Source organism: Paenibacillus sp. FSL K6-4396, assembly GCF_038002525.1.
In the GTDB taxonomy this organism is placed as follows: Bacteria; Bacillota; Bacilli; order Paenibacillales; family Paenibacillaceae; genus Paenibacillus; species Paenibacillus amylolyticus_B.
Genome location: NZ_JBBOCR010000001.1, coordinates 5380642 through 5399972, shown reverse-complemented (window position 1 = coordinate 5399972; position 19331 = coordinate 5380642). Strand labels below are relative to the sequence as shown.

Sequence of the window (19331 nt, the reverse complement as noted above, 5' to 3'; positions counted from 1 at the left end):
CACAGAGGGGCGTTGATAGGAATGAAGGTTGGTGTAATCGGAGCAGGCGTCATGGGAAAAGGGGTTGCGCAGAGCCTTGCGCAGTCCCGGCACAACGTGGTTTTGATCGACGTGAATGAGGAAATTTTGGATCAGGCGAGAACAGCCTTGTTTACCAACATCCGGTTTTCCGGCTTCTATAACAAGGATGCTGATGCCGAAGACCCGGATACTGTGCTCTCACGTGTGGAGTTTACGACCCATTATGATTCGCTGAGCGATGCAGATTTTATTATTGAGAACGTGCCTGAGCAATGGGATATGAAAAAAGAGGTCTATGCACAGCTTGAAAACTATTGCCCCGATTCTTGCATTTATTTGGTCAATACATCATGCATTTCGATTACAAAAGTGGGCTCCATCACCAAACGGCCGGACAAGGTCATCGGTGTGCATTTTATGAATCCAGTCCCGTTAAAACCGGTAGTCGAAGCTATTCAGGGTTATCACACTTCGGATACAACGATTGAAGCAACCAGATCCCTGCTCCATACCATGGGCAAAGAAGCCATACTGGTACAAGATCTTCCCGGTTTTGTATCCAACCGAATATCCCATCTTCTAATGAATGAAGCTGCCTTTGTCGTTCAGGATCAGGTAGCTTCACCGGAAGAGGTTGATGATATATTCGTCAAATGTTTTGGACATAAGATGGGCCCGCTTCACACAGCGGATTTGATTGGTCTAGATACTGTGGTTCATTCATTGGATGTACTCTATGAGAGTTATCAGGACCCGAAATATAGAGTATGTCCCTTGCTTCGCAAGATGGTGGATGCCGGATTGTTAGGCGCCAAAAGCGGTCAAGGCTTCTTTGAGCACGTGATTCTGTAAGTGTATCGACTATAAATTATACGAGGTGACTGTGCATGGAGTCCAAAGTCAAAGTAAAAACATTTCTGAGTCGTTTCTATCGCAAACGTGAAATTCAGGATGATGAGGATATTTTTGAATTGGGTTTTGCCAATTCCCTGTTTGCAATGCAGATGGTGATGTTTCTGGAGAAAGAATTCAACATTCGGATTGAGACCCAGGATATGGATCTGAGCAATTTCCGTACGTTGAACAAGATTAATGAACTGATTGAACGAAAGACAGCATAGACTGCCTGAAGGTCTTGAAGCAATAGTTTGGAACAATATGCCAAGGAGGGGTTCAGGTATGGGTGATCCATCGGTAAGTTCGGTAATGGACAAGCAAAAGCAAGAGAAGGTGAAGCTGGTCGTCTGGGATCTGGATAATACAATCTGGGAAGGTGTCCTTCTGGAAGATGAGAATGTTGTCTTGAGAGAGGGAATTATTGATGTGATCCGGACACTGGACGAGCGTGGGGTTCTGCAATCCATCGCCAGTAAAAATGACCATCAGACAGCCATGGAGAAGCTTGAGGAATTCGGAATTCATGAATATTTCCTATACCCCCAGATTCACTGGAATTCCAAGTCGAGCTCGATTCAATCCATCATAACGTCCATTAATATCGGAGCGAATACGGTTGCTTTTGTGGATGATCAGATGTTTGAGCTGGAAGAGGTACAGTTTGAGCATGCTGAAGTTCGATGCATAGATGCTGCCCAGTACCTGGACATTCCTGACATGGAGATGATGAATCCCCGTTTTATTACGGAGGACTCCAGACTTCGCCGTTTAATGTACAAAAGCGATGAGATCCGTAATAAGGCGGAAGAGGAATTCACAGGTCCCAAAGATGACTTTCTTGCTTCACTTGGCATGACATTTACGATTTCTCCCCTCAAGGGAGATGATCTGCAGCGTGCAGAAGAGTTAACGGTGCGGACTCATCAGCTGAACACTACAGGGTATACCTATTCCTATGAAGATCTGGAACAACTCAGTCAATCTCCTAATCACAAAATTCTCATTACAGGACTGGAAGACAAGTATGGAGCATATGGAAAAATTGGACTCGCTTTGCTTGAGCTGGAAGAGGAGTACTGGACCGTGAAGCTGCTGCTGATGTCTTGCCGTGTAATGTCGCGAGGGGTAGGCACGATTCTCATGAATTATATCCTGGAACAGGCGAAAGAAGCCGGGGTCAAGATACGGGCTGAATTCAAAATGACCGATCGTAATCGGATGATGTATCTGACCTATAAATTTGGCGGATTCAAAGAAATCCATCAGGAAGAGGACCTTGTCATTTTTGAACACGACATGAGCTATATTCAGAAAATTCCTTCATATGTGGAACTGAACATTATTAATAATTAATACACCAACCCTATTAATGGAGGTTACGACATGGAAAAAATAGCACTGCTGTTTCCGGGACAAGGTTCTCAGTATGTAGGTATGGGAAAGAGTTTCTATGATCAATATAGCATTGCCAAGCAAACGTATGAGGAAGCGAGTGACGTTGCAGGTGTGGATCTGGCAAAACTATGTTTTGAAGGAAGTTTATCTGAACTGAATCAGAATGAGAACATGCAACCTGCTCTTCTGGCAACGAATGTAGCGGCTTTCAGAGTGTATATGGAAGAAGTGGGGATTCGACCACAATTTTGTGCAGGTCACAGTATGGGTGAATATTCGGCGTTGGTATGTTCAGGTGCCATGACATTTTCCGATGCTGTTCAAATCACCAAATTGCGCGGTGCAATGATGCAGATTCATATTGATCGGGGCACAGGATCAATGACGATTATGGACGGTATTGACGCATCCATTGTGGAGCAACTCTGTGAACAATACAGCGGCGAGCAGGGTGTAGCTGTGGTCTCCTGTTATAATTCGCCAACACAAGCTGCCGTGTCCGGTCATCAATACGTACTGGAGGAGATCGAAGCAGCCGTATTGGATGCCGATGGTCAGGTTACTCCCCTAATGTCCAGTGCACCCATTCATAGTTCGCTGATGGCGGAAGATGCAGAGCGGCTCGGTCAAGAACTGGCAAAGTATTCGTACAATATGTTCAAATGGCCGGTACTATCCAATGTTACAGGTCAACCTTATGGTGATGTGGAGCGAATTCCGGGATTGCTGACAGATCAGATGGTCAAACCTGTGCAATGGACACGGATTCTTCAATACCTTGAGCGTTTCGGTGTCACACTTGCCATCGAAATGGGACCCAAAAATGTATTGAATAAATTGACTAAAACGAACTGTCCTGATATCAATTCGCTCTGCTTTGGCGAAAAAGCGGAACGTCAAAAATTGATCAGCATGTTTCAATCGGATGGCAAGAAGAAAAAAGGAGTACCCACAGTCATAACTAAATGTTTAGCCATTGCAGTGGCAACGCCGAACCAGAATTGGGATGAAGCAGAGTATCAACAAGGTGTTGTTCAGCGTTACAAACGAATCCAGGCAATTCAGGAGCAGGTTGAAAATGCGGGGGACAAACCCTCAAAAGAGCAAATGATAGAAGCGTTGGAACTGCTCAAGGGCATCTTTGAAACTAAAAAGTTACCTGTTAAAGAAAGAAATCAGTGGATGAATCATATCATTGATGATACTGGACATCACTACGAACTGGCTGAGTATCTGGTACACGAAGCTGTCGGCGTAAAGTGATTACATTAGGGGCGAAATACGCTGTAATAGCGTATTCGCCCTCCCATGAATTCAGCAATACAGGCAATACATAAAGGGGGAGAACAAGTGAGAGTGCTATCCGCTGAGAACGTCACTAAGTCCTATGGTAAACACCTAGCGTTAGATAACATGTCCTTTGAGCTTCGCAAGGGTGAGATCCACACAATTCTGGGGACCAACGGTTCAGGGAAAACAACATTTATTAAAGTCCTGGCGACTCTGTTGACCAAGGACTCCGGAATTGTCAATATCGGCGGCTACGATTTGGATACCGATGCGAACATCATCAGGAGACTAATTGGATACGTGGGTCAAGATACTGAACGCTCTGCTTATGCGAGATTAACTGTTCGAGAGAACTTAATATTCTTTGGAAGACTTACCGGACTTAGCAAACAAGAGATTTCTAACCAGATTGACAAATTAAGTACGTATCTGGATTTCTCGGAACATCTGAACAAGCAATTCATGCAATTATCGGGTGGCCAAAAGCAAACCGTTGTCATTATGCGAGCCCTGCTGCATGATCCTGAAGTGATATATCTGGATGAACCGACCAAGGGCCTGGATCCCGTGATCTCCAGACGTGTACGTGAGTTCATTAAAAGTTATGTGCGGGATGAGGGGAAATCCATTATTCTGACCTCTCACATTCTGACTGAGGTAGAGGACATGACGGACCGTGTGTCCCTGATGCGTAAAGGAACGCTCCTTAAAACAGGTACAATTGCCGAACTAAAATCCAATCTGGGCGCAGTTGAATTCATCGACATTCCCAGAGCAGACTTGCCCCCTTCCATTCAGGAGCGAATCACTGCTCTGCCGGAGGTAACTTCCACTATTATTCGTGAGGAGGAAGACACGGTTTCCTTCGGAATCACGAACCTGTACGACGGGATGGGCGCGGTTATTAGTGAATTAAAAGAAGGCAATATCCATACGACCATTCAGCATAGACAACTAACACTTGAAGATTTGTTTGTTCAGCTCTATGTGAAGTCTGATGAGAATTTAGAGTACACATTGGCAGGAGGCAGAGAACAGTGAGTATCGAATACGCTAAAACCGGGACAGGTCAGGAAACGCTAAAGCTGCAAGCGATAGGTAAACCTACCGGATTTTTCACCGTCGTGTGGGCAACAACCGTGAAGGAATTGCAGATTGCTGTAAGGTATCTGCCCAACTTCTTCGGTAACTTCCTACAGTTGGGTCTACGAGTACTCTTTTTCCTGCTGATGTCCACGTTTGTTGTATACGAGGGAGAGAATGTACTTCAAGGAGATAACCTGTTTATCTTTTATCTGGGTGCAATACTTGTATGGCTGTTCTACGGAGTAGCGTTAAACGCACCGCTCGGCGCCGTGACGAATGATCTCCATAACGGCACTTTGGAGTATCTGTACTGCAATCCAATCTCTCGTTATGCGTATTATGTAGGGACGGTTGTAGCCAGTGCATTAATGAATGTCATTGTGTTCATACCGATGTATATTCTGCTTGTTCTGTACGCAGGTCTCAACTTTGCTGAATCCATGATGATTCTAGTCACCTGTCTTGTGGTCATCGTTGCATTAATGGCGCTTGGCGTCATGATTGCACTACTGGGGATTCTGTACCGCCAGGTCTCATCCATTGTGGGTATTTTGTTTATCATGTTTGAATTTGTAGCAGGTGCTTATTTCCCAGTGGACCAGTTTCCGGCAGTCGTTCGTTGGATCGCATATCTCCTGCCTTATACCTGGGGGTATGATATGGTGCGTTATTACAGTTTCAAAACAGATTGGGTGCCCCTTGCACCGATCTGGATGGAATGGTGCATTCTCATCTTTTTTGCCATTTCGTATACAATTATCTCAATCGTTATGCTGCGCAAGGTAGAAAAGATGGCAAAGAAAAAAGGTCTCAACCTAATCTGATTATTCTTGATCTCAAAGAGAAGGGGAGGCGTGCTAATTGTCAGCAGAGCCAGGTGCATTCATGCAAAATTTGCTATTATCGAGCCGAAAGTTCGAAGAGGAGAAGCAATATTGGCTAAACCATCTCTCGGGGGACCTTCAATTCAGCATGTTTCCTAGTGAACAAACGAGGGGAACATGGGGTGAGCAAGTGTTTGAGGAGATGCAAATTGCATTTCCTCAACCTGTTTCAGAACAAATCTTTCGCATTTCCGGGAACACCGAAGCAGGGGCATTTATTCTTCTTCTGGCAGGTGTCACATACGTGTTACACCGTTATCTGGACAATGACGATATAACTGTAGGTATTCCCGCTTCATCTGGTGCAACAAATTCAAGTCAACTACGTGCTATTCGCATCAATTTTGGTGAAGAGTGTTCTTTTAAGGAAGTTGTTCTTCAGCTCAGGACCCTTGTGGGTGCGGCCAAAAAGTTTAACCATCTTTCGCTGGAGAAAATTCTTGAATTGCTTGGTCATGAAGGGACAGACTTGCCAAGGGTAGCCACTGTGGTTCGTATGGACAATATGCAGGAGAATCTACAGGAAACAGGCCCCCTAGCCGATATGGTGTTTTCACTTCAAATGTCTAAAGTGGGGCTGGCGCTACGCATGAATTACAATGCCGCAATATATTCTCCAGCAACTATTGAACAGATTGTAGACCACGTGATACGTGTGCTCTCTATTTGTACAGCCCATCCAGATGAGGGATTACATCATATAAAGATGCTCTCGCGCAAGGAAGACCAGGTTATTGAACATCTGAATGATACGGAGATCCGTTTTCCTGAAGCTCGTTCAATCATCCAGATGATTCAGTCCTGGTCTGCACAACAGCCGGATATTCCCGCAGTGATCTGCGGAGAAAATATCCTTACCTATCAAAGCTTGGATTACAAATCAGATCAACTTGCGAAATACCTGTTAGCTCAGGGAGTAAGATCAGGCGCTATTGTAGGAATTCTGTTAACGCGATCGGAAGACATGCTCTTGGCTATGCTGGGTGTACTTAAGGCGGGGGCTGCTTACATGCCAATGGACCCCGCATATGCAAATAATCGATTGCAGTTCATGCTGGAGGATAGCCAGGCTGCGATTCTGCTAACGAACCCCGATCTGATCGGCTCACTCATATACACAGGACAAATAATCGATATTTCTCGCATGGAAGAATGGGATGAACAACATATCTCTCTGCCAGTTGTTTCGTCGGAGCAGTTGGCTTATTTGATATATACTTCCGGATCTACAGGCAGGCCAAAAGGGGTCATGATTGAACATCGGGCACTAAGAAACTTTGTGGAAGGTGTATCCCGCAGCATTTCTTTTGAGGCTGGCAAACGAATTCTCGCCCTCACAACATTCTCCTTTGATATCTTTGTACTGGAAACGCTTGGGGCACTCGCTAACGGGTTAACACTGATCATGGCAGTAGAAGAGGATCAGTTAAGTCCAAGCCGTATTGCGCATCTAATTGTTACTCACAACATTGAATTAATTCAAATAACGCCTTCTCGACTGCGGATGCTTCAGATTGGGCTTACAGCCGATTCACCGGTATGGAGCGTAATCCAAATATTGATGATTGGAGGCGAAGCTCTACCGTATGCCTTGTATGAAGAGGTAGCGGGAATGACCTCTGCCCGCATCTACAATATGTATGGTCCCACAGAAACAACAATATGGTCGAGCATTAAGGAACTTTCGCCTACCACGACAATTTCGATCGGTCATCCGATTGCAAATACCCGTATTTATATTCTGGATAAGCGGCATCGGCATATGCCAATCGGAGCAACGGGAGAGTTATGCATCGCAGGAGATGGAGTAGCCAGAGGTTATTGGAACAGACCTGAGCTTACGGCCGAGAGGTTTCTAAAAGATCCTTTTCATGAAGGCGCTTGTATGTATAAAACAGGAGATCTCGCACGTCTCAATGCTAATGGAGATCTGGAGTATCTGGGTCGTTCCGATTTTCAAGTGAAAATACGTGGTTATCGGATCGAACTCGGGGAGATCGAGAACAGGTTGCTCCAGTACCCGGCTATCTCGGCTGCTGCGGTCACAGTTCGGTCAGATCAGGATGGGCAGTCCCTGTTATGTGCCTATTACACAGTAACGGAGAGCCAAAGTCTCAATCAGGAGCAATTGCGATCTTTTTTGCTGACAGAGTTGCCTGAATATATGCTGCCCTCCAGATACACCATGTTGGATCATATGCCATATACGGCCAATGGGAAGTTGGACCGAAAAGCTCTTCCAGATCCCTTGCTCTTACAGGGAGAAGGGACAGATATTACACTTCCACGCAATGCATTAGAGCAGGTGCTCGCCGAATTGTGGTCGGATCTGTTGCAATTAAAAGAGATTGACGTTCATGCCCGCTTCTTCGAAATTGGAGGGCATTCACTGAATGTCATCAAACTTGAGGCGAATATGGAGAGGCAGAGTATTCCGCTTACTGCTGATGAAGTGATGCGGCATGAGACTATTGCATCACTGGCTGAAGTGCTTCGAAACAAGGGATATGAAGCGGATAAGTATAACTCTGAAAAAGAGATACTTCTTGAAGAGCAGGATATGCCAGAGACAGATGGTGCAATGAAGCAATTTACCGAGGAAGTCGGGGCAACGGCGGAAGCGAATCATCTTATATTACATCATTCCCATAGGCCAATAGTTATCATCGCAGGAATAGAGCCGTTTAATGATGTTTTCTACAAAAACTGCTTCTATAATTCACTCTTTCCCGTATTGAACTTCTATTCTATTGGTGTACTGCCTGTGATGATTAACGACCGAATGCACTATAGATTCGATGAACATCAGGGCATACTCCGATTAGAGTATCAAGCTGTATTATCAGATGACCAGCTAATTGAGCGCATGGGGATAACTTATGAAACGAAGACCTACAGCGGGGATGTACGAAAAGAGATTATAGAAGCGGTTAACTTGAACCGCCCAGTAATTATCCGAGTGGACTGTTATTACGAGTCCATGCGCAAAGACATGTATTTACGTACCCACTGGCCACATTCCTTATTAATCTATGGGTATGATCTCCAACGGCAAGTGTTCCATGTAATAGAACATGATCACCGGGACAATCTCACGTATCAACCGATGGAAATGCCTATGAAAGATATTGTACAAGCTTACGAAGGATTCGTACGGCATTTCATGGAGGAAGAAGAAGTACCCACGTTCTACGCATTTTCAGCTTGTGAAACTGTCTCACACAAAAGAAACAGCATCATGCTGGGAGAACTGCGTGACATGTTTATTGATCATGTGCGCGTTACACCAGGAGAGATTAATCAGGAACTGAGTCATCTTCTGTCCTTCATACAGAAGATGTATCAGTTCAATGAAGAAGATTCACCTGATATGGCCTATGCTGAACTTGTTCTCCAATCCATTGTAGACATTGTGAATGCCAAAAAGGTCGAAACCTATCGTATGCAACGGTTATATGAACATCATACCGATCTTGTTTCTGCTGCTCAGGCAATACAGGATCATTGGAGTGAGTTACGTAATGTGCTGGCGAAGGCGGTATATCGGGAGAATATGACACATAATCAGTGGAGAAAATTCACAAGCAAGCTGGAAGCCATTCATGAACTGGAGAAGCATAACTTAATAAATTGCTCAGGATTGGAGATCAGTCATGATTAAAAAATTGCAAGTGAACGAGCCTTTAATGACTACCTACCCACATCACGCGAGTCTCTTTTCCATGCTAGACTTGGACAAACGTTCACGTAGCTGGATTTATCATAATTATCTATTGGTCATCCTGCATCACAATGATGAAGGGGGCTATGGATTAGACGTCTGTTCACAGTATTATCCTTGGCACAAATTCAAAATGTCGACATGCCCCATGTTGATTACAAGGGTGTACGATAGAGATATGATTTTAAAACAGTGGGAACTGCAAGATTTTATAGTGGAACTAATTCAAAAGAATAATTATATTTATTTCCTGAGAAATATTCCTGGTGGTGGTAAACATGAGGTATTCATCTCTGGATTCGATTCGGATCGTAAAGAGTTTCTGTGCCATGATTTTTGGGATGGATTCTACGGTGAGAAATGGCTTCCCTATGATGAGATCACTGTTATTCAAGATTCGAATTTCGATGCTGAATGGTCTACGGATTACCTAAACGGAATATGGGCCATTGAAAAGACAGAAGAGTACAAGGAACCAAGTGAATATTATTATGAAACGGTTCTCCAGTTCTCCAAAGAGGATCTAATGAATATTTTGAAAGAATACGTAGGAGAGACTAATCAAGTTCGCAGTGTTCTGAGAAAGGATCACCGTTATCTTGGAAGTGAAATATACGATAAGATGATTGATATGTTGGGGATGCAGAAGGAAGGGATGCCAAATCAGCCGTTTGCTATACATCCTTTTCACCTGCTTTACGAACATAAACAACTGCTTGCTCAAGCCATACTTGACTTTCTCCCCGATCCTTCGATAAAAATAAGGTTGGAAGAACTGGTTAGCGAAGCTTTAAAACTCCGTAATCTGGTCATGTATATGAATCAATTCATCATGGAGCAGGGTGTATACAAAAAGTATGATGTCATGCTGGATAAAATCATTGAATTGAAAAATATGGAATTGGATATTATGAAACATGTATTCGAATACGAGTATCAATCACAGTTAGGACAATAATTAAATACGATGTATCTACGATAAGATAGACCCATTCATATAATTCTTGAATGGGTCTATTGAACTTTTCTATTATACGTTCCGATGACGTTACCCTAATATGGATAATGACCTGCTTTTTATATAGGAATTATATAGTATAGAGAATGCCAAGATGCCACAATGGAAGCGAGATCTGTATATTCTGTGGTTAAGCCTGTTTTTCAATCATATGGCGTACTCGCTGTCCGTTCCGTTCTTTCCTATATTCCTGCAAAATGATCTCGGTATCCAGAGCGGCTTGGAAGCTTGGTCGGGTATTTCGATCTCCATCAGCTTTCTGATCAGCGGATTATGCGCACCCTTCTGGGGATCACTGGCTGATAAATATGGCAGCAAACTGATGCTGGTCCGTTCCGGAGTGGGGCTAGGCATTGCACATCTGGCTAACTTCTTTGTGTATGATCCGTATACGTTTATCGCGGTGAGGGTCTTTCAGGGACTCATGGCTGGTTTCCATCCCGCCTCGATTACACTGATCGGTACCAATACTCCGGAGAAACAGGTGGGTTACGCACTTGGCGTGATCTCCACGGCCAGCGCTGCGGGTGGGATTCTTGGTCCTCTTGCCGGTGGTGTATTGAGTCACTGGATCGGACTGCGGGGATGTTTCATTGCATCCGCTGTAATTACATTGCTCGCGGCTCTAATGGTCCTGGGTGTTAAGGAGTCACGACAAACTCGTACGATCGTTCCAACGAAGATCATAGGGGATTTGAAAAGAGCGGCTTCCACGCCGGGTTTGATGCGAATCTATGGTTTGATTCTCTTAGTCTCTACCTCCGTGCTCATCATCGAACCGGTGCTGACGCTCTATGTCGTCCAGATTGGCGGAGATGTTGGCAGTGCAACACTCAGTGCAGGGATTGTCTTCTCGGCGATTGGTGTGGCAACCGTCATTATGGGGCCGCGATGGGGCAAGATTGGTGGAAGGATCGGATACGAGAAAACACTATTTATTGGTCTGATTGGCGGTAGAATTGGCAGTCTGCTGCAGATGACAGCAACGAATCTGATTTATTTTGGCAGCCTGCGATTTGTTTATGGTTTGTTCTTTGCGGCAGTCTATCCGGCGCTTAATGCGCTGATCATCAAGTATGCTGATCACGATTTTCGTGGGAGGGCTGTCAGTCTGAGTCAGACGGCGAGTCAGTTCGGTATTGTACTTGGACCGTTAATCGGTGGTTTACTCGGTGGATGGATCGGCATTCCGTTTATTTTTCTCTTCACAGGGATTGTGTTGCTGGGAGCGGCTTGGGCAGTCAGAGTTAGTAATGTGAAACAGGCGGACTTGAACTGAATGGTCATCACTACAACATAGGGAGGAATATATATGTCGCAACGACAATTGAAGTTGGGAGCTAATCTGAACGGAGTGGGTAACAGCATTCCCTTTTGGCGTCACCCGGATATTCCAATTAACGCGAGCGTTAGTCTGGAATTCTACAAGAAGCAGGTGCGTATCGCTGAAAAAGGGAAGTTTGATCTGCTCTTTATTGCAGATGGTCTCTTTATCAACGAGAAGTCCAATCCTCATTTTCTCAATCGCTTTGAACCTCTGACGCTTCTGTCCGCACTCGCCGGGGCAACTTCCCACATCGGGCTGGTTGCTACATTGTCTACTTCCTATAGTGAACCCTTCACGGTTGCGAGGCAATTTGCCTCGTTGGATCAATTAAGCGATGGGAGAGCCGGATGGAATGTGGTTACTTCACCTCTGGAAGGATCGGCACTGAACTTTGGCAAAGGCGAACATCCCAACCATGCGCTGCGCTACGAAATTGCAGAAGAACATTTGAATGTGGTCAAAGGCCTTTGGGATTCCTGGGAGGACGATGCCTTTGTCGGAGACAAAGAGCAGGGCGTATTTTTCGATCCTGCCAAGCTACATACGCTGAATCACAAGGGAGCGCATTTCTCGGTACAGGGTCCACTTAATGTGGGGCGTTCGAAGCAGGGCCATCCGGTGATTTTCCAGGCGGGCTCATCTGAATCTGGTAAAGATCTGGCCGCCCGATCGGCGGATGCCGTCTACACAGGACATGAGACGCTGGAGGAAGCAAGGGAGTTCTACCGGGATGTGAAGGCAAGAGCGGTGGCATATGGACGTCAGGCAGAAGATATCCTGATCTTCCCGGGCATCGGCCCGATTGTGGGTAGAACTGAGGAAGAGGCGGAGCAGAAGTATCAGGAAATTGCCGAACTTGTTAGTATTGATCAGGCGTTGAACTATCTGGGGCGGTACTTCGATCATTATGACTTCTCCCGATTCCCGCTGGACGAACCTTTTCCCGAGATTGGGGAGATCGGCAGCAACAGCTTCCGCAGTACAACGGACAAGATCAAGCAGCAGGCACGCGAACAGGGGCTGACCCTGCGCCAAGTGGCGTTGTTAGCGTCTACCCCACGTACATCGTTCATTGGTACACCGGATCAGATCGCAGATCAGATGCAGGCATGGTTTGAAGGCGAAGCGGCAGACGGATTCAATGTTCGTACAGTAGTACCCAATGGATTGGAAGATTTCGTGGAGCTCGTTGTTCCGGTTCTGCAAGAACGAGGGCTGTTCCGTACAGAATATGAACATGAGACGCTAAGGGAGAATCTGGGTCTTGAGATTCCGCGTAACCGGTATGCGCTGGAGAGCGTGTGATAGAGATGTTAGAGCGGGAATGACGTTAATGTAACGTTGTTGCGGCTCTTTTTTGATGGTTTCTTTTTCGGAGAGTACTGCTATTATAAAATGATAAAGAAAATGATACACAAGCTGCAATTCCAGACGAGTCACAGGAGGAGATTGGGATGATTAGAGGGTTAACGAATGCGGGACTGGGCAATATCGAGTCTGATGAACAATATATCACAGAAGCGGCCAAGCACGGATTCGGATCTGTAGATTTGAATCCGCTCTCATTGATTGAGACGTATGGCAAAGAACGGGCGCAACATCTGCTGGAAAGCAATCAGGTGATCATCGGTTCATCGGGCCTGACGGTAGAGTGGCGGACGACAGATGAGCAGTTTCGTGAGGGTTTGCAATCGTTGGTCGCTATGGCAGAAGCTTCTGCTGCGCTAAACTGTTATAGCTGTTGCACGTATATTTTACCCTCAACGGATCAACCGGCAGCGCAATTTATGGCCGCCGCTACGAAACGCTTGAGACTCTGTGCAGATATCTTGGATGCTTACGGGATTAAGTTAGGTCTGGAGTTTGTTGGCTGCCACCATTTGCGGACACAATGGAAGAATCCGTTTATCTGGCGTGTGGAAGATACGCTGGACTGGATCGAGACGATCCATGCGCCTAACGTAGGTTTACTGGTAGATTCCTATCACTGGCATACAAATGGTTTACCGATGGAAGATCTGCTGAAACTGAAGAAAGAGCAGATTGTTCATGTTCATATTAATGATGCCTATGATCTACCCGTTGAAGAATTGCTGGATTATGAGCGTTTGTATCCCGGCGAAGGGGTCATTGATCTGGGTGGATTTCTGAGAAATCTGCAGGCGATTGGTTACAATGGTGCGGTGGCTCAGGAAGTACTGGCAACGGCATCGAATCTTGGTACGAACGAACAATTTGCCAAGTCGAAGGCTGGGTTCGATCAGGTGTTTGCCACAGTATAATGTATGAGAAAATATATAATGACAGCAAGGGCCCATACATTCTGTATGGGTCATTTTGTGTGTCTAATCATATGAATGTATTGATATGAAAACATTGACATTTCGTTAAAAATTCCGGGATTTTCCATTTACAATTCGCTCCTATAATTACAAACGTGATAGGTCATTTTTACTATGAACGTGGAAGTTTGGGGGGATGAGGCGGACAAGCTCTCATACTGATGATACATGCAGAATACCAGACAGCAGGGCACGGCATACAAGGCAAATTTATATGGAGAAAAGAAGGGTGACCAAAGCCAATGTCAATGAAAAAGGTGTTAGTAGTGTCCATGGTAGCCACAGTATTAACAACTTCTGTGGTTAGTGCAGTATCAGCTGCTCCAGCAGTGAAACCTGCGGCTAGTAAAGCTCAGGTGCATAACTCCACGCTTACAATAAACGGAAACAGCGTCGTTGTTCGTTCCATCGTGAAGAATGGTGAGACCCTTGTGTCGCTCCGTGATGTGATCAAGGCTATTGGCGCGCAAGCGGAAGTACATAGTGGAACTACGGTGATTAAGTTAAATGGTCACACGGTGCAGTTAACGACTTCAACGGATGACAAAGTGTTTGTATGGTCCGTTGACGGGCAGAAAGCCTACTACGTAAGTGTACCATCCGAGGATGGCAATGCTTCGCTGCAATCTGTGGATTCATCCCAGGAGGCAACAACGGTGTATGGCGTTCACGATGTAGAGCAAGCGATTCTATCGGGTGACGTCTTGTACGTACTGGTTGCGCAAGATGACAGCAATAGCGTCATTATTTCCATCGACACGGTGACAGGAAAACAAACCAAGTTATATACCGTATCTTCCGATGTATCCTCCATTACCGTTGCCGGACCACAAATCGCCGTGATTGAAAACGGCCGGGTTCTGGTTCAAGCGGCTGGCAGCTGGAGAGCTGTTACGAAGTAATTTTTTTGATCCAGAATGATAGACACGTGTTGATATTAATTATTTTATAATTCGAGAGGAGTTTATAAAAATGAAAAAATGGATCAAACCCTTCACAGCAATGCTTATGGCTGTATCGCTAATTGGTGGACTTGGAGGAGCGACGACGGCATCCGCTGCCAAGAGCACAGAGAAAGGTAAAATTGTCATCAACGGTTCATCGGCGTTGTTTCCACTGACTCTTCAGGCTGCAAGTGAATTCAAGAAAGATAATCCAAAAGTTAAAATCTCGGCTTCCGCCGCAGGTTCCATTACAGGCCCTCAATCCGTACGTAAAGGAATTGCCGACATTGGTGCTGTGGACTGGGACGCATCCAAGGATGTACCTGGCTTCAAGAAATTTGATGGAATGGTAGCCAATCCGGTAGCGGTAACGGTATTTACGGCTGTTGTTAACACCAATGTGGGTGTAAGCAGTCTGACCACGAAACAATTGCAGGATATCTTCTCTGGCAAAGTGACCAACTGGAAAGACGTCGGCGGTGCGAACGCCAACATCGTTGTTGTTAACCGTAAGTTTGGTTCCGGCACACGGGTCAACTTCCAGCAAAAATCGCTCGACGGCAAGGATTTCATGAGCAAAGGCGATAACTATAAAGAAGTTGGCTCCAGCGGTGATATGAAAACAACCATTGAAACGACACCGAATGCGATCGGTTATATTGACCTTCCTTATGTAACTAGCAAAATGAAGGCTGTATCCACCAATGGCGTTGCACCAACAGAGAAAAATGTTCTGAACAAAACCTACAAAGTATGGGGTATCGGATATTACATGACCAAAGGTCAACCTACCGGTGCAACCAAAGCGTTCATTGATTACATCCAAAGCAGCAAATTCCAGAACGGTTCCCTGAAAAAGCTGAAATTCATTCCGCTTGCGGCTGTAAAATAACGGAGCTTCAAACGTTCGTCATTCTCACATTTCATAAGAACAGGGATAGCCAGCTTCTGCGCACGTTCGCAAGCTGGCTTCTCTATGTGAAAGGAAGAGCACTTCATGATTGATTTGAATCCATCCACGAACAGCCCCGCCACAAGTGAGCTTGGTACAAGTATTGGCAAGGCTCCTGAATCGGGATCACGGTTTAACCGTAAGGCGCGTTTAAGGTGGTCCAATAACCTGTTTCGCATGGTATGTATCGGCAGTGCGATCTTTGTATGTCTGGTTCTCTTATGTATCTTAATCCTGATGCTTCGTACCGGCGTTCTCACTTTTGCGGATGTGTCGCTGCGTGAATTCTTTTTCTCCACGAACTGGGACCCGGAAAATGAACATTATGGTGCACTGACCTTTATCCTCGGAACACTGGCTCTTACGGGTCTCACAATGTTGTTCGCCATTCCACTCTCTGTCACATTGCCGTGTTTCTGGCCGAAATGACACCCAAATGGCTTCGCCATATTTTGCGTCCTGTCTTGGATCTGCTGGTGGGTATTCCTTCTGTGGTATACGGTTTCCTGGGACTGACGATCCTCATCCCCTGGCTAAGGGATATTAGTGGACGTGATCTGGCTGACGGATTACTTGCTGCGTCCATTGTACTGACCATCATGGTGCTTCCTACGATTAACCGGATCAGTGATGATGCCATATCTGCCGTACCGAACAAATACCGTGATGCAGCCTATGCACTCGGTACGAACCGATTCCAGACCGTGACTCGTGTTGTCTTACCTGCTGCCAAAGGTGGGATTATGTACGCGGTTATTCTCGGGATGACTCGTGCGATCGGTGAGACGATGGCGGTGGTGATGGTCATCGGTAATACAGCGCAACTCGCGAATAGTCTGTTCACACCAACAGCCGTGCTGACCAGTAATATCGTCATGCAAGGCTCTAGTGTGGAATTCGACTCTACCTGGAATCATGGTCTGTACATGATGGGCTTTATCCTGCTGGCGATATCAATCCTGATGATCGTTATCGTAAGACTGCTTCAGAAGAGAGGGGACCGAAACGTATGAGTGTGAAGAAGCAGGCGAACGCTGCTTATTCTTTTGGCAAACGGAGAAGTTCATCGATGGTGATGGATCGGCTCTTTACCGGCATGGTATGGGGCGTTGGTATTGTCGTCATTTTATTTATTGTTGGACTGTTATTCTTGCTGCTGAACAAAAGGATTGCCTCTGCTAAGCTGGGATTTTCTCTATGGTGTTCCTAGTGAGATTGAAGAAGGGGGAGGGATCGGCCCGGCGCTGTTCAACTCGTTCTATGTGTTGATTCTGTCCCTGCTCATCTCCATCCCGGTTGGTATGGCGGCAGGCATATATCTGGCAGAGTTTGCACCAAATAATAAGCTAATCGAGACCGTTCGTATTTGCGTGGAGGGATTGTCCTCTGTGCCATCCATCATCTTTGGATTGTTCGGTATTGCCCTGTTTGTGGAGTTTTTTTGAAATTGGTCTTACCATTCTGGGCGCAGCCGTCAGTCTGGCTTTCTTGAACCTGCCTGTGCTAACCAGAGTAACGGAGGAATACGTCAGGGCAGTTCCGGTGGAACTTCGCAATGGATCGTTTGCGCTGGGTTCAACGCATCTTCAGACGATCCGCCAAGTGTTGTTGCCGGTGGCTATCAACGGGATCATGACGGGTATTTGCCTGACGGCAGGTCGGGCATTTGGTGAGAGTGCCGTCATTATTCTAACCGCTGGAGTGTCTACCTCAGGGGAGATGTGGGACTTTAATTTGTTATCGCCGGGAGGAACCCTTGCCGTACATCTCTGGTAAATTTAATCGGAAGCCATTTGCCGGATGCCGAGGAAATTGCGCAGAAAACCACAGCGGTGCTGATCTTTATAGCGTTGCTCATTAATGTGCTGTTCCGTGTATCCTTGTGGTTGAAAGCACGTAAAAATCAAGCCTGATGAAAGAGGGGGCCGCTACTCGGTATCCTCTGGAACAACTCCAACTGTTTAAGCTGAATCTGCAAATCATTCCATTTCAACCCGGGAGGGCGCCTTGTGCAACCTATTATTGAGATCAATAAATTGAATTTGTATTACGGTCAGTTTCAAGCGCTGAAGGATGTGTCCATTAAAATTCCTGAGCGGGCAATTACTGTATTTATCGGACCGTCGGGTTGTGGCAAATCAACCCTATTGCGTACGCTCAACCGTATGAATGACCGGATACCCGGCACACGGATTGAAGGCAAAGTAGCGTAGGGGGAACTGATACCTATAACGGTGAAGTCCATGTGGAGACCCTTCGCAAGAAGATCGGCATGGTCTTCCAACAACCGAACCCTTTTCCGAAATCCATCTATGACAACGTGGCTTTCGGCCCTAAACAGCATGGTATTCATGGTAAGAAAAAGCTGGATGAGATTGTAGAGCAGAGCCTGCGATCTGCTGTCCTGTGGGATGAGGTAAAAGACAACCTGAAGCGCTCTGCGTTAAGTCTGTCTGGTGGACAACAACAACGCCTCTGTATCGCACGTGCGCTGGCAGTGGAGCCGGATATTCTGCTGATGGATGAAGCGACTGCTTCGCTTGATCCCGTGTCTACCTTCAAGATTGAGGAGCTGACGCATGAACTGAAGGAGCACTATACCATTGTGATGGTGACTCATAACATGCAGCAAGCCGTTCGTGTATCCCAGCAGACTGTTTTCTTCCTGAACGGCGAAGTAGTGGAGTATTCAGCTACCCAAAGCATGTTCGCCGAGCCAGTCGATGTGCGTACGCAGGATTATATTAGTGGTAGATTTGGTTGATTGTTTTTTTGTTGAGGAATGTGGAAGTCTTTCAGATATAATCTGAAAGACTTTTTTCTGTTTTGCATGCCTAGCCAAGCTAGACACAACTAGCCGGTGAAAGTCCGGTCTGGGTAAGCCAAAGTAAAAGATCGACAACTTCAAAACGTACTATATCTGGCGGCCAAGGAGCATCCAAGGTGCCGGTTTCATGCATTATATGAAAAGGTTTACCGAGAAGATGTTCTCTGGGGAGCATGGAAACAGGTTAAGGCAGTGGGGGGGGCGATGGAGTGGCATTAGACACCATCGTTCAGGAGTGTGGTGCCGAGCGCTTCCTGGAGGAACTGGGAAACAAGCTGATAACCGGAACCTATCATATCGCTCCCAGCCTGCAGGACGGAAAGAACTTCCGAATCCGGATGGGAAGATTCGTCCACTCGATCAATATAAAGCACATCGGAAATGTTAATGTCAAAGGTGAGCTCCTAAAATCAGTTAAGTCACTTTTTCGGTCTACAAAAGATAAAGATGTGAAAGCTGGGCAGCAGTTAACGTATGATCTGTTTTAGGGCTAGAATATAAAAAGAGAACAAGATAACTCCAGGGTTAAAGACTTTACTTATGAATACGAACTAAAGTTTATTGTTGACAATGTGACTATAGCCAAGATCTCCATTGAAGGTAACGGCAGTGTATGAACAGGGGCTA

Annotated in this window: 14 protein-coding genes and 3 pseudogenes; all 17 read left to right on the top strand. The window is 45.8% G+C overall.

Annotation, left to right across the window (positions count from 1 at the left end; genetic code table 11):
• Positions 1-21 precede the first annotated feature (21 nt).
• The 17 genes and pseudogenes from MHB85_RS23715 (at position 22) to MHB85_RS23635 (ending at position 19192) form a co-directional block, all read left to right on the top strand.
• Complete coding sequence (locus tag MHB85_RS23715; protein WP_341073811.1) at positions 22-873, top strand: 3-hydroxyacyl-CoA dehydrogenase family protein; 852 nt, start codon at positions 22-24, stop codon at positions 871-873.
• A gap of 35 nt (positions 874-908) precedes the next feature.
• Positions 909-1142, top strand: coding sequence for an acyl carrier protein (locus tag MHB85_RS23710; protein ID WP_017686948.1), 234 nt, complete (start codon positions 909-911; stop codon positions 1140-1142).
• A 58-nt stretch (positions 1143-1200) separates the two neighbouring features.
• Positions 1201-2271 (top strand): HAD-IIIC family phosphatase, encoded by a 1071-nt coding sequence (locus tag MHB85_RS23705; protein WP_341073810.1) that lies wholly within the window; start codon positions 1201-1203, stop codon positions 2269-2271.
• A gap of 30 nt (positions 2272-2301) precedes the next feature.
• Positions 2302-3576 (top strand): ACP S-malonyltransferase, encoded by a 1275-nt coding sequence (gene fabD, locus MHB85_RS23700; RefSeq protein WP_105601699.1) that lies wholly within the window; start codon positions 2302-2304, stop codon positions 3574-3576.
• Between the two features lie 87 nt (positions 3577-3663).
• Positions 3664-4644, top strand: coding sequence for an ABC transporter ATP-binding protein (locus MHB85_RS23695; protein ID WP_017686951.1), 981 nt, complete (start codon positions 3664-3666; stop codon positions 4642-4644).
• The gene (locus tag MHB85_RS23690; RefSeq protein ID WP_047843969.1) at positions 4641-5513 is read left to right on the top strand and encodes an ABC transporter permease; all 873 of its coding nucleotides are present in this window, start codon (positions 4641-4643) and stop codon (positions 5511-5513) included. Before MHB85_RS23695 ends, MHB85_RS23690 begins: the two co-directional genes overlap by 4 nt.
• Positions 5514-5550: 37 nt before the next feature.
• Positions 5551-9234 carry an amino acid adenylation domain-containing protein gene (locus MHB85_RS23685; RefSeq protein ID WP_341073808.1) on the top strand — a complete coding sequence of 1228 codons (3684 nt, stop codon included), beginning with the start codon at positions 5551-5553 and terminating at the stop codon, positions 9232-9234.
• Positions 9227-10252: a hypothetical protein gene (locus MHB85_RS23680; RefSeq protein ID WP_341073807.1), complete on the top strand. Its 1026-nt coding sequence runs from the start codon at positions 9227-9229 to the stop codon at positions 10250-10252. The genes MHB85_RS23685 and MHB85_RS23680 overlap by 8 nt, the downstream gene beginning before the upstream one ends.
• Before the next feature lie 154 nt (positions 10253-10406).
• Positions 10407-11591 carry an MFS transporter gene (locus MHB85_RS23675; RefSeq protein ID WP_341073806.1) on the top strand — a complete coding sequence of 395 codons (1185 nt, stop codon included), beginning with the start codon at positions 10407-10409 and terminating at the stop codon, positions 11589-11591.
• Between the two features lie 33 nt (positions 11592-11624).
• Positions 11625-12944: an LLM class flavin-dependent oxidoreductase gene (locus tag MHB85_RS23670; RefSeq protein ID WP_192133331.1), complete on the top strand. Its 1320-nt coding sequence runs from the start codon at positions 11625-11627 to the stop codon at positions 12942-12944.
• Between the two features lie 149 nt (positions 12945-13093).
• Complete coding sequence (locus MHB85_RS23665; RefSeq protein ID WP_192133334.1) at positions 13094-13921, top strand: sugar phosphate isomerase/epimerase family protein; 828 nt, start codon at positions 13094-13096, stop codon at positions 13919-13921.
• Positions 13922-14229: 308 nt separating this feature from the next.
• Positions 14230-14883, top strand: coding sequence for a stalk domain-containing protein (locus MHB85_RS23660; RefSeq protein ID WP_244660986.1), 654 nt, complete (start codon positions 14230-14232; stop codon positions 14881-14883).
• Positions 14884-14953: 70 nt separating this feature from the next.
• On the top strand, positions 14954-15817 hold the full coding sequence (locus MHB85_RS23655; protein WP_192133336.1) for a phosphate ABC transporter substrate-binding protein: 864 nt from the start codon (positions 14954-14956) through the stop codon (positions 15815-15817).
• 105 nt (positions 15818-15922) lie between these two features.
• Positions 15923-16890: pseudogene (gene pstC / locus MHB85_RS23650) on the top strand (phosphate ABC transporter permease subunit PstC).
• Positions 16887-17790, top strand: a pseudogene (gene pstA / locus MHB85_RS23645) (phosphate ABC transporter permease PstA). Before pstC ends, pstA begins: the two co-directional pseudogenes overlap by 4 nt.
• 96 nt (positions 17791-17886) lie before the next feature.
• Positions 17887-18641, top strand: a pseudogene (gene pstB, locus MHB85_RS23640) (phosphate ABC transporter ATP-binding protein PstB).
• A gap of 272 nt (positions 18642-18913) precedes the next feature.
• The gene (locus tag MHB85_RS23635) at positions 18914-19192 is read left to right on the top strand and encodes a hypothetical protein (protein ID WP_192133338.1); all 279 of its coding nucleotides are present in this window, start codon (positions 18914-18916) and stop codon (positions 19190-19192) included.
• Positions 19193-19331 lie beyond the last annotated feature (139 nt).

What these genes read in the sequence shown, in the direction of transcription:
- MHB85_RS23715 (WP_341073811.1), top strand. Translation starts at nt 22, where the DNA reads ATGAAGGTTGGTGTAATCGGAGCAGGCGTCATGGGAAAAGGGGTTGCG.
- MHB85_RS23710 (WP_017686948.1), top strand. Translation starts at nt 909, where the DNA reads ATGGAGTCCAAAGTCAAAGTAAAAACATTTCTGAGTCGTTTCTATCGC.
- MHB85_RS23705 (WP_341073810.1), top strand. Translation starts at nt 1,201, where the DNA reads ATGGGTGATCCATCGGTAAGTTCGGTAATGGACAAGCAAAAGCAAGAG.
- fabD (WP_105601699.1), top strand. Translation starts at nt 2,302, where the DNA reads ATGGAAAAAATAGCACTGCTGTTTCCGGGACAAGGTTCTCAGTATGTA.
- MHB85_RS23680 (WP_341073807.1), top strand. Translation starts at nt 9,227, where the DNA reads ATGATTAAAAAATTGCAAGTGAACGAGCCTTTAATGACTACCTACCCA.
- MHB85_RS23675 (WP_341073806.1), top strand. Translation starts at nt 10,407, where the DNA reads ATGCCACAATGGAAGCGAGATCTGTATATTCTGTGGTTAAGCCTGTTT.
- MHB85_RS23670 (WP_192133331.1), top strand. Translation starts at nt 11,625, where the DNA reads ATGTCGCAACGACAATTGAAGTTGGGAGCTAATCTGAACGGAGTGGGT.
- MHB85_RS23665 (WP_192133334.1), top strand. Translation starts at nt 13,094, where the DNA reads ATGATTAGAGGGTTAACGAATGCGGGACTGGGCAATATCGAGTCTGAT.
- MHB85_RS23660 (WP_244660986.1), top strand. Translation starts at nt 14,230, where the DNA reads ATGAAAAAGGTGTTAGTAGTGTCCATGGTAGCCACAGTATTAACAACT.
- MHB85_RS23655 (WP_192133336.1), top strand. Translation starts at nt 14,954, where the DNA reads ATGAAAAAATGGATCAAACCCTTCACAGCAATGCTTATGGCTGTATCG.